This window comes from Vibrio sp. S/42/10, from assembly GCF_029890535.1.
Taxonomy (GTDB): Bacteria; Pseudomonadota; Gammaproteobacteria; order Enterobacterales; family Vibrionaceae; genus Vibrio; species Vibrio cyclitrophicus.
The window spans coordinates 15,885-27,152 of sequence record NZ_JAKMZC010000030.1; the positions used below are offsets into that span (position 1 = coordinate 15,885).

Below are 11,268 nucleotides of genomic sequence, written 5' to 3' on the forward strand. Positions count from 1 at the left end.
ACTAAACACAACCGGATTCTGAATCACGCTCGTACCTCGCTGTCCAGAATGACGCCACTCTTTTTATCGCATCAACCTTTGTCTCGCATCAGCCTCTGTTTCGTATCGGCCCCTAAATCTACTTAACGCTGCTTGGTCTTTGGAACCAAGGAGAGCGAGCATCAGTTTGATCGAACAAGTTGTATTGCTTATTCAACACTTGTCCGCCGTCACGCGTGATCGGTAACCAGGTAAAGCCTGCGCGGCTTGAGCTTGGTTTCACGGTAACCAGATCGAACGGAATTGATACATAGAAGCCTTTGGTATAGCTGCCTTCACCATACTCTTCAGTTGTCATGTCGGTTAAGCTGACAAACGCACCGGCAATAACGCCACTCTTGAACTGCTTAGAGAAATCGACACGAGTACCGATATCACCCGCAAGGAATTTACCGACGCCCACTTTAAGCAAGGTATCGCTCAAGAAGTCCCATTGTGGGGTGTAGTAACCGGTGATGAAGCCCGTCGTGCCCTTATCGATCACTTTATACGTTCGGCTGCTGTCATCTGGGTTAACTTGAATCTCTTGATCAAACGTGCCGAACCAACTTTCAGGATCGCGCTGGCTTATTGCAGTCATGTCTGCACCAATGGCCCAGTTTTGGTTGAATGGTCGATACAGGATTTCGCCACCCACACCCGCAAACATGCTTTCAAGGTACCCCCCGTAAGCTTGGGTGTAGACACCGCTGCCGTAGTCTTCAAACCAAGTCAGTTGTAAGCGATCTAAGCGAACCGGATCGTCAACGTAAGAGCGGAACAAGGTTCTTACTCTTGGCGTTTGGTCAGTGCCGTCTGATGGGACGGTATAATTAAACTTGTCGTAGTTATCGACTAAGTTAACGTACAAAGAGCCCGACAGTTCAACATTATTTAACGCCCAGAACGAAGCATTGGTGTATAAACCCAAACTGTATAAATAGAAGTTTTCAGCCGAACCGAACGATTGAGCGAGGTTTGGTGAAACCGACACATCGAATCGCTCACGCCCATCATGATAGATAACGGATTTCTTGCGTTCTAATTCGTGAGTGTGTGAAGCATCACGGGTTTGAGCATTAAGATAATTGTTGTTCGCCGCCGCTTTGAACGCTTGGGCATTGACCGTTGTCTCGGTGAGTTCCATCGATTTATCGTTTTCGATGATTTTGTAAGTATCAATGTAACTTGGCACCGCATTCGCAATCACGGTCGCACCGCGTTCAACAGCGATATCTCTGTCTCGATATTTAACCTGAGTGCCCTTTACCACAATGCTGTTATCGTCGACCAAGATTTGCGCTTGTTCATAACCAGCGATCGTTTCAAGTTGGCTTGCAAGGGCCGCCATATCGATGTCATCAACCGTCTCGACACCACTCGGGCGTAACTCTGCTGTTTCGGTATCTCGCCACACGGAATACATTTCGTTGAAATTGGTAGAGAGTTCGAAACCAAGGGTTAGCGTATCACCTCGCTCGTAGCTCACTTTAGCCGAACCCCAATCGGTGAAACGGTAAACCGCACCTACGTTCCATGGCGTGTGTTGTGTCATGTCGACACCACCACGTACAACAGGGAAGTCTTGAGAATAATCGTTGCCATCGTATTCAAGCTTCAAGGTTAACGGCTTATAAGGGGTTTGATATTCAAAACCACCATAAATCGCCGCATCACCTTTAAACCAACGTTCAAAGTCAACACTGCCACCATTGCTTTTAAAATCAGACGGGCGTTCACAATACTTGTCACTGGCTTTACACAGTGGATTGGTGAAGTTGCCACTGGTACCCATGTATCCCCAAGCCATGCCCAAGGTAAAATCAACAGGGCCAAAACGTTTAGTTGCCGCGACAAATTCGCCATCAAATAAACCGGTACCACCAAAGTCACGCACACCGACCGATACTTCCGGTAAGTAGTACCCTTCTTCGATTAAGCGCAGTTTAAAGTCGATGCCTTTGTCTGTGTATTTAGTACAGCCACTGAATGAGTTTTGAGAACAATCTTGGTCTGCGCCTCCGCTATAAAGCAGATCTTGTACTTGCGTATAACGAACAGTGGTTTCAAGCCAAGGCATCACCTGTAGGCTCACGTTATAAAAATAGTACTCATTGTTAAACGAAGCACTAAAGTTGAACTCACCTTCAGGTGCCATTCGGCCTGTCGGCATTTGCATTAAGCCAACACCACCAAAGTTCATTTGCGATGTTCTGTATTCAGTGTCGTCGAATGACGATTTTTCTGCTCGAATCGAAGAGGAATCAATAGTTGTTTCTGCACGAGCCGTGTCTGTAAAAACCGTCTCTGCAAAAACCGAAGCACTGTTAGCCATTAACAAGGCGCAGGTAACCGATGTGCACACTGCCGATAGAGGGAATGATTTCTGTTTCAGCATTACAGGCCAACCTTATGACGTAGCAAATCGACAATATCTTGGTTCAACGTTGAGTATTCCGATGGCAGAGAGTAGAACGCCATAAATACGATGGCACCTGGTGCTAAGTACACCGGCTGTTCGTTCCAGTACGCATATTGAATGGTTTGCACCACGCCATCTGGCTGAACAACATACGCCACACTTTTATCTGCAGATTCACCAACAAAGCCGTTCGGTAATGCATCGAGGTAATCATTCAACGTGCCATGCTCAATCAGATTCATTGTTACCGACTCTTTCATTGCACCCATCAACTGAATTGACGTTGGTCGTTGTGGTAAGTACAGAGAAAAGGCTTGAGTTTCGCTAGTCGACACTCTTTTTATGACATCAGACGACGGCTTGTTAGTATGAGAACTTGAAACAAGCAGTGGATTCTTATCTGATTGCGAGATAACCGCATTACGGTCTAGCTCAATAAAAACTCGATTGAGATATTGAAAAGAGGCTAATTGTTGGCGCACTAAATTTGCTTCTGGCTCTTCTACTGCGAAAGCTTCAAGCTGATTCAGTACATTGCGCTTTTTGGCTTCGATAGATTCGTTAGCTTGGTTAGCTTCTTTAAATCCAGTAACTGCAGTCGCTTCAGTATTGGTTATATCAAACAGTTGAGCCGAAAGGGGGAAGTAACCAATAGTACCGTAAGCGTTAGAGCTCGCATTCGCGTTTGCGTCGTCTAATACACGAAGCAGTCGAACGTTAGTTTGATACTCAAGCGTCACACCTTGAAGAGGAAGCTCGATTATTGTTTTAACTGAAGAAGCGCTATTAGTTTTATCAATAGATGCAGCAGTATTAAAATTAGAAGCCGCAGAAGCAGAGCTCAAAACAAACAGAGCGCTCATCATTAATAGAACTCTCATCGTTAACATAGTTCTCACCAATGGCAACCGACGCCCCGTCATTTTTGATGTATGACTCATATAATTCATCATTTTAGTTCATTACCCTGTTCGTTAATTGCTTTGATAATGCTTAAGGACGGTTAACTCAAGCCTTGTCATATCAGGGCCTAAATACTGTATGGTTTTTACCACTTTGCCTTTGCTGTCGACCCAATATTCGTTGGTGATGTCTTGTTCTAACATTGGGAATTGAATTTTTTCTTGGAACTTCTTGGTATCGATAGACGCTAACGGAGTTTCAACCGTTTCATTTCCCGCATACGTTCGGGTGATGTTCGCTTTATAGCCGAATCGATAGTTAGGTTGCCAGTCGTAAACCGCTTGCCACTTTTGAGCTCCGGGGTTGGCAGACACATCAAACGCAGAAGAAGAATCGGCTGACGAATTGTTTCCAGAAGAGAACGTATTTAACGGTTGGAATGCCAAACCAGAAAGGTTTTCGTAAGGAAGCAACAGCGTTTGTACGACACGTCCATTTTCAGTGACGATCATCGCTTTGTCAGAAGACATCCACTTTAACTGCTCTGCGCCCGTTTGCGGGTTTTCACCGACGTACGCTAAGACCATGAAGATTTTACCTTGGTCATTCACTTCGGCGTAAATGCTGGAATAAGGTAAGTTTTGAATGTATTCCTTCGACAGCTCAACATCAGAGCTTCCAAAAAAGGCTTCATCAAAAGTGGAATTGACGTCTTGAAACTGCTGAGAACAACCAGCAAGAAAAAGACCAAGGGATATGATTAGAGGTTTAAGCATGACGAGTTCTGCTTCCTAGCAATCTTGTTGCTGATGTCCAATATGAAAATCTGATATAAAAAAAACCACTTTATGCTTTCACATAAAATGGTTTTAAACATACGTTAACTAAAACATGTATTACTCAAAAATTATCGAGTAGTTGTTGTAGTCGTTGCGCCGCTTTCGTTAGAAGCAACGGCTACTGCTGCCGCTGCTGCTACTGCTGCTGTCGCAACTGCAACGGTTGTTGCTGTGCCAGCTGCTGCTGCAGATGCACCAGCGCCTGCTGCTGTACCAGTACCAGAACCAGTGCCCGCTGCTGCTGTCGTTTCAGCTGCGAATGCAGCACCTGAGAAGCTAACTGCTAATGCAGCTGCTAGAGCCATCTTTTTCATAATGATTTCCATTAATATAAACGTTTATATGTAGAGGGTAAGTTTTACACCCTCAATCAGTTGCTCAGCTTAAACAACTGATTGATCATGATAGATAATAACCACAATCAAGTAAATGGATAAATCATAAGCAATACCTTTAATGCATTATTTAGGAAATAGCGTCACACAAATATGAGTGCAAAGCAGAAACCTATCCCCATGCTAATGCCTATGCAAGATAAGGTAAGCACACAAACCGATTGTTAAGCTGACAAGATAAACCTCTGCCAAGCCCAGAAGATAAAACACACCTGAGCCTAGAGATAAGATGCAGCCAACTGTTTGCTATTAGCTGCTTGTTATTAACTGTTAACTGTTAACTGTTAACTACACTCTGTCGCCAGAGCCTTTGCCTAACACGGTTTGAATAATGTACTGGAAATACAATTTAGTATTCAGCGTGTTAATCATGCGTTGATCCCACTCTGCGAGTTTTTTCGGTGTCGACATATCGATATCGTTGATTTGAGCTAATCCGGTTACACCTGGTCTTACCGCGAGTACGCCTCTTGATTCTCTTTCATCGATCAGTTGTTGTTGGTTAAACAAGCATGGTCTTGGGCCAACTAAACTCATTTCACCTTTAAGCACGTTGTACAATTGAGGGAGTTCATCCAGTTTCGTCTTACGTAGAAATCCACCTAATTTGGTGACAGAGCTAGCCCCAACTAAATGAGTGGCAACAGATTTTGTTTCCACTGGCATGGTGCGGAATTTAACTAAAGTGAATGGTTTTTTGTTGCGCCCTACTCGGGTCTGAAAAAAGACAGGAGAACCCGTATCAAAATAGCCGAGGATACAAATAACAACAAATACAGGCCAAAGGAACAACAAGCCAAAGAAAGCAAAAATAAAATCTAATATACGAATCAACTTAAAACCCTTTCTAAAAACACAGATTCTGAATCACGCTCGTGCCTCGCAGTTCAGAATGACAACTTAAGTAACGCTAAGACTCCAAAACTCTTCGATACTCACCACTCGCGACTTCGTCATTCCAGAACGGAGTATCTGGAATCTAAAGCGTATGATACAAATCTTGCCAACTAGGATTAACACTCTTTACCAACTCATTTTTCCAAGCACGTTTCCATGTTTTGAGTTGCTTCTCCCTAGCAATTGCCGCTTCTATACCTTCAAATAATTCATAGTAAACAAGGTTATGAACATTATATTTAGAGGTAAAAGAATGCATGATATTATTCTTATGCTGCCAAATTCGTTGCTTCAACTGACTTGTCACGCCAATATATAACACGTTGTTATTTGGAGATGAAAGTACATATACACAGGGTTGTCTATCCATAATTCCCCTTAGTTTATTATCAGTGAAAGACAAAATAAGCCAACTGTATACACACAACACAGATTCTGAATCACGATCGTGCCTCGCTGTTCAGAATGACAACTTAAATAAAGCCCCCAAACAACGAGCAACCACACGTCATTCCAAAATTGAGGAATCCCACACCGTCATTCCAAAAACGAGGAACGAGTTATTTGGAATCTAAAGCCCCCTGAACCAAACACCGCACAACACAGATTCTGAATCACGCTCGTGCCTCGCTGTTCAGAATGACAACTCAAATAAAGCCCCCAAACAACGAGCAACCACACGTCATTCCAAAATTGAGGAATCCCACACCGTCATTCCAAAAACGAGGAACGAGTTATTTGGAATCTAAAGCCCCTGAACCAAACATCGCACAACACAGATACTGAATCACGATCGTGCCTCGCTATTCAGAATGACAACTTAAATAAAGCCCCCAAACAACGAACAACCACACGTCATTCCAAAATTGAGAAATCCCACACCGTCATTCCAAAAACGAGGAACGAGTTATTTGGAATCTAAAGCCCCTGAACCAAACACCGCACAACACAGATTCTGAATCACGATCGTGCCTCGCGGTTCAGAATGACAACTTAAATAAAGCCCCCAAACAACGAGCAACCACACGTCATTCCAAAATTGAGGAATCCCACTCCGTCATTCCAAAAACGAGGAATCCCACACCGTCATTCCAAAAACGAGGAACGAGTTATTTGGAATCTAAATACGCTTGCACTGTGTTTTTAATCCCTTGCTCAAAAGTAACTGGGGGCTTCCACCCTAAAACCTCTTTCGTCAAACCGACTTCCACTTGGAGGTTGCCACATACTCTTTGCGCTATGTGCTGCTTATTTAAAATTGACGCTCCAGCTTGTATCCAAGACATTGGAATAGGCAAAAGCCTCGAAGCCTGGCCCATTGATAACGCAATAGTTCGCATTAATTGAGTTGTCGACACATCATTATCATCCGATACTAAGAAGGTACGTCCCGGAGCTGAAGGGTGCTCGCAACACGTCAGTATCAAATCAGATAGATTATCCAAATAAACCAAACTTCTTTGGTTTTTTATAGCGCCAAACGGTAACGGAATGCCTTTATCAATCAAACGCATCATTGACAGGAAGTTCGCTTTTACGCCAGGCCCGTAAACCAAAGGCGGTCTAATGATAACCACTTCTAACCCTGTATTTTTGGCAAGTTGCGCTAACTCAATCTCGGCTTCATACTTACTCAAGCCATAAGGGTCTTGCGGAGTATGATTTAAATCAGGCTCAAAGGGCGAGTCTAATTCACTCAATTCACCGTTCACCTTAATCGAGCTAACAAAGACAAATCTCTTAACGCCAGCATCGGCGGCTTGCCTTGCTAGAGTCAACGTCCCCAGAGTATTAACTTCTCGATAAGCGGCTAAAGCATCTTGCTCACTTTCATTCATTTGATGTACTCGAGCAGCACAGTGAACAACACAATCCACACCGTCAAATGCACCAGACCAATCTGTACTCGAATCAATAGAAGAAACAGCAAAGCTATTAACAAACTGGCTATTAACAAACAAGCTATTAGGCTGTACTTGTGCCGCTTTTCGCACTACGGGCACAACTTCCCACTGACACTCTTGTGCTAACTTCGCAACGCGAGAGCCGATAAAGCCCGTACTACCAGTGACTAATAATTTCATAACACAAAAAAGCTCTACATACTGAACAAAAAATAAGCAGCACCAACAGCAAAACTACTGAGCAACACAGAACCATCAATTACGACTAGCTTACCGCACTTAAGAGCATTAAAATATCGCAGATATTAAATTACTCAGCTACAGCTTGTAAGCCTGATTTAGAACAGTTACCAAGGAATATAATGATTAAGCCGATACGCCTTATCCTCAATACTAAACGAAAAAATAAGCGTTTGATCAGTATTGGCTATGACATATTCGCGATAGCTGTATCGATTTACTTAGCTATAGCTTTGAGGCTAGGTACATACACCTTTGAACTGGGTTTAGATGAATGGGTGACGTTATTACTCACGGTTTCGGTGACTATATTTAGTTTCGCTAAACTCGGAATGTATCGGGCAGTACTACGCTACATGATGTTTCCTGCGGTCGGGAACATATTTCTCGCGGTGTTTATATCTTCCCTCACCTTAGTTTTAAGCGGATTCTTTTTTCATACCTTCATCCCCAGAAGTGTCCCTTTTATCTATGCAGGGTTAGCAATACTGACATTAGGCGGGCCAAGAATCATGATCCGCTCTGCTTATGACCAAGTTTTTAAACGTAAAAAGCCAAACGTATTTATCTATGGGGCTGGAGCCACTGGTCGTGAACTTGCGTATGCGCTGATCCATGGTGATGAATATAATCCTGTTGTGTTACTGGATGACGATCCGAGTAAAAAGGGTCATATCTTATTTGGATTAAAAGTCCATCATCCTAGTGAGTTTGAACATCTCCAATCTCTGTACCAACCAGTTAAACTATTACTGGCCATCAACAATATCAACAAAGGTAAGAGATTAAGACTAGTAGAAAAATTGTCTAATTGGCCTATCGCTATACAATCCGTACCGTCAGTGGAAGATATCGCTGCAGGCAAAGCAACGGCGACCGAAGTAAAAGATCTTGATGTTGCTGATCTATTAGGTCGAACACCGATTACCCCAGATAACAACTTATTGACTAAGAATATATTCGATAAGAGTGTCATGGTTACCGGAGCCGGGGGTTCAATAGGTTCTGAATTGTGCCGTCAAATCATAGCTCAAAAACCAAAAACACTGGTCTTATTCGAGTTAAATGAATATAACCTTTATAAGATCGAACAAGAGCTTAATGCGACTAAGCATAATCTTAAAAGCCAAACTAGAATTGTTGCTGCACTAGGCTCAGTTCAAAGACAAAATCGCCTTGAAAAGCTAATGACAAGCTATGAAGTTGACACTTTATATCATGCCGCAGCCTATAAACACGTACCTCTAGTCGAAGACAATGTCGTAGAAGGGATCCGAAATAATGTTTTTGGGACATTATCCTGCGCGCAAGCTGCAATAGAATGTGGCGTTAAAAATTTCACTCTCATTTCCACAGACAAAGCCGTGAGGCCAACGAATGTAATGGGAGCAAGTAAAAGAATGGCGGAGCTCGTTCTTCAAGCTCTGGCAGACAAAGAGACTCAAACGACCTTTACTATGGTGAGGTTCGGCAATGTTTTAGGCTCTTCGGGGTCCGTTGTACCGCTATTCAAGAAACAAATTAAAACCGGTGGTCCCGTCACCGTTACGCATCCAGACATCATCCGCTATTTTATGTTGATTCCTGAAGCGGCGCAGCTCGTCATTCAAGCTGGCGCCATGGGTAATAATGGCCAAGTGTTCGTGTTAGATATGGGAGAGCCAATTAAGATCCTAGACCTAGCAAAACGCATGGTGCACCTGATGGGAATGAAAGAAAACATTGGCTCAAGCTCGGATGAAGGCGATATTGAAATCAGGTTTACAGGCCTAAGACCTGGTGAGAAGTTATATGAAGAGCTATTGATAGGAGATAATGTAGAAGGAACCAGCCACGAAAAAATCATGACAGCGCAAGAAAGCAAACTTAGCTGGCCTGAAATGCAAGTTCTTTTAAACGAACTAGATGAATGCTGCCATGATTTTAATGTAGAGTGCATTAGAAGAATATTATTAGATGCACCTACGGGATACACACCTAACAGGTAGCAACAAACATATACCTATGAAACAAACATATAGCTATGAAACAAACATATAGCTATGAAACGCCTATACAGCAAAGAATTCCATAGATGTTGAATCTACTATATGTGTATTAAAATATTATTTACTACAATGGCTATCATACAAAGCTAAAAATCGCCCTATAACTACTTCATCACTATATTGACTTGTAACTTCATTCAATAAAGACTTAGCATAATATTGATAGGTTAACGGTCTAGATACTACATCGACAATACATTCGCTCCATTCTTCAACACTCAATGGTTCTAATAACCGACCGCTAACCTTATCAGATATAAGCTCGTTACACCCTGAAACATTTGATGCTAAAACAACTCTAGCAGTTGCACCTGCCTCTATCAGTATTCTAGGTATTCCCTCACCATAGCGTGTGGGTAAAGCGACTATATCAACTGAATTTAATATCGAAGGCATTTCTTTACTTGCAACTGCACCTAACCATTTAATAACACCATCACTGGCTAAACGTTTAATTTCACATTTGGTGTATGCATTTTTTGAGTCTAGGTCAAACAACCCCGCAACCCAGAGTTCCACATTTATACCTTTGCTTTTAACTTGTTCGATCGCTGAAATCAAGGTATCAAGACCTTTATCTTTAAGTAACCTTGCAGCAAATAATACAACCAAAGGTTGTTCAGATCCCAAACTATTCAAAGGTGTCGATACTTCATAAAAGTGGGATGTATCAACACCGGCGCCGGCAATATGAACTAATTGTTGATTTCGGCCGATTCTAGCATTTCTAAAAATATTTAGATCCGACTTGTTTTCAAATATAAATGCGCCCTGCTTTGAATTACCAACTAAATAATAAAGCCCGATAACAACTGGTTTCAAAAGACGGAAGGTAAGTGACTTACTTGAAAAAACAGCACCTAAGCCAGTAATACTCTTAATCGAAGGTAATTTTAATCGGTTCGATATTAACCCACCATATACCGAAGGCTTCACTGTAATACAATGAACTAAATTAGGTTTCAAACCTTTCAAACAATTATAGAGCTTTAATAGAGTGCTCAGCTCGAAAAAAGGGTTTACACCACTACGAGAAAATGACAACTCAATGCACGTAAAACCGATCTCTTCAAAGTAATCGCGAGTTTCAGCGCTAGTAAAATGTGTAATTACAACAATGTCATAACCGTTTGCTTTAGCTGCCAAAGCTCTATTTAACCAATGTAGTTTGAAGTACCAATCAACATTTACAACATAAGCAATACGAGCCATTATTGCTTCTCCAATACTGAGTCATACTTATCAAATACATTAACCCAACCCCGGCTAAACCTCATTAGACACGAGCCCAAATTAGACAAATTAGAACTAATAAAACGGATAACAAATAATAATATTAAACCATTTTTAGCCCCAACAAGCCCCTCAATATGACAAAAGAACAAAGCAGCAATAAGCACAGCAACCAGGGAGTTGATTATAAATGTTATTTTTTCAGAAGCTTTAGTTCTGGCTAAGACATTGTTCTCGCCTTTCTGATAGCTTAAAAGGGAAGTGTTATATCTTATCTTTTTTTGAAGATATATTTGTTTTTTCAACTCCACATTGAACACAAAAAATATAATAGAAACACCAAGCAGCAGTATGACACCAAATATATTA

The 11,268-nt window shown here is 42.0% G+C and carries 10 protein-coding genes; 1 reads left to right on the forward strand and 9 read right to left on the reverse strand.

Annotation, left to right across the window (positions count from 1 at the left end; all coding sequences use genetic code 11):
• Positions 1–118: 118 nt before the first annotated feature.
• The 7 genes from L8S15_RS21090 to L8S15_RS21120 all read right to left on the reverse strand — a co-directional run bounded on the left by L8S15_RS21090 (position 119) and on the right by L8S15_RS21120 (position 7,558).
• Positions 119–2,416: a YjbH domain-containing protein gene (locus L8S15_RS21090; RefSeq protein ID WP_280575028.1), complete on the reverse strand. Its 2,298-nt coding sequence runs from the start codon at positions 2,414–2,416 to the stop codon at positions 119–121.
• Entirely contained in the window at positions 2,416–3,330 is a 915-nt protein-coding gene (locus L8S15_RS21095) for a capsule biosynthesis GfcC family protein (RefSeq protein ID WP_102292321.1), read from the reverse strand. The genes L8S15_RS21090 and L8S15_RS21095 overlap by 1 nt, the downstream gene beginning before the upstream one ends.
• Before the next feature lie 84 nt (positions 3,331–3,414).
• Positions 3,415–4,119, reverse strand: coding sequence for a YjbF family lipoprotein (locus tag L8S15_RS21100; RefSeq protein ID WP_016792433.1), 705 nt, complete (start codon positions 4,117–4,119; stop codon positions 3,415–3,417).
• 131 nt (positions 4,120–4,250) lie between these two features.
• Entirely contained in the window at positions 4,251–4,496 is a 246-nt protein-coding gene (locus L8S15_RS21105) for a hypothetical protein (RefSeq protein WP_016784037.1), read from the reverse strand.
• 369 nt (positions 4,497–4,865) lie between these two features.
• Positions 4,866–5,411, reverse strand: a complete 546-nt coding sequence (locus L8S15_RS21110; protein WP_016792503.1) for a sugar transferase — start codon at positions 5,409–5,411, stop codon at positions 4,866–4,868.
• A 145-nt stretch (positions 5,412–5,556) separates the two neighbouring features.
• Complete coding sequence (locus L8S15_RS21115) at positions 5,557–5,844, reverse strand: GIY-YIG nuclease family protein (RefSeq protein WP_065099733.1); 288 nt, start codon at positions 5,842–5,844, stop codon at positions 5,557–5,559.
• Between the two features lie 739 nt (positions 5,845–6,583).
• Complete coding sequence (locus L8S15_RS21120; RefSeq protein ID WP_280575036.1) at positions 6,584–7,558, reverse strand: SDR family oxidoreductase; 975 nt, start codon at positions 7,556–7,558, stop codon at positions 6,584–6,586.
• A 182-nt stretch (positions 7,559–7,740) separates the two neighbouring features.
• On the opposite strand from L8S15_RS21120, the gene L8S15_RS21125 reads away from it, so the two are divergent.
• Positions 7,741–9,606 (forward strand): nucleoside-diphosphate sugar epimerase/dehydratase, encoded by a 1,866-nt coding sequence (locus L8S15_RS21125; protein WP_046209409.1) that lies wholly within the window; start codon positions 7,741–7,743, stop codon positions 9,604–9,606.
• 117 nt (positions 9,607–9,723) lie between these two features.
• On the opposite strand, the gene L8S15_RS21130 is transcribed toward L8S15_RS21125, so the two are convergent.
• Both L8S15_RS21130 and L8S15_RS21135 read right to left on the reverse strand, forming a co-directional pair.
• Positions 9,724–10,878 carry a glycosyltransferase family 4 protein gene (locus tag L8S15_RS21130; RefSeq protein WP_280575044.1) on the reverse strand — a complete coding sequence of 385 codons (1,155 nt, stop codon included), beginning with the start codon at positions 10,876–10,878 and terminating at the stop codon, positions 9,724–9,726.
• Positions 10,878–11,268: hypothetical protein (locus tag L8S15_RS21135; RefSeq protein ID WP_280575045.1), on the reverse strand; the 391-nt coding region annotated here is incomplete at its 5' end. The genes L8S15_RS21135 and L8S15_RS21130, both read right to left, overlap by 1 nt.

What these genes read in the sequence shown, in the direction of transcription:
- L8S15_RS21090 (WP_280575028.1), bottom strand. Translation starts at nt 2,416, where the DNA reads ATGCTGAAACAGAAATCATTCCCTCTATCGGCAGTGTGCACATCGGTT.
- L8S15_RS21095 (WP_102292321.1), bottom strand. Translation starts at nt 3,330, where the DNA reads ATGTTAACGATGAGAGTTCTATTAATGATGAGCGCTCTGTTTGTTTTG.
- L8S15_RS21100 (WP_016792433.1), bottom strand. Translation starts at nt 4,119, where the DNA reads ATGCTTAAACCTCTAATCATATCCCTTGGTCTTTTTCTTGCTGGTTGT.
- L8S15_RS21105 (WP_016784037.1), bottom strand. Translation starts at nt 4,496, where the DNA reads ATGAAAAAGATGGCTCTAGCAGCTGCATTAGCAGTTAGCTTCTCAGGT.
- L8S15_RS21115 (WP_065099733.1), bottom strand. Translation starts at nt 5,844, where the DNA reads ATGGATAGACAACCCTGTGTATATGTACTTTCATCTCCAAATAACAAC.
- L8S15_RS21120 (WP_280575036.1), bottom strand. Translation starts at nt 7,558, where the DNA reads ATGAAATTATTAGTCACTGGTAGTACGGGCTTTATCGGCTCTCGCGTT.
- L8S15_RS21125 (WP_046209409.1), top strand. Translation starts at nt 7,741, where the DNA reads ATGATTAAGCCGATACGCCTTATCCTCAATACTAAACGAAAAAATAAG.
- L8S15_RS21130 (WP_280575044.1), bottom strand. Translation starts at nt 10,878, where the DNA reads ATGGCTCGTATTGCTTATGTTGTAAATGTTGATTGGTACTTCAAACTA.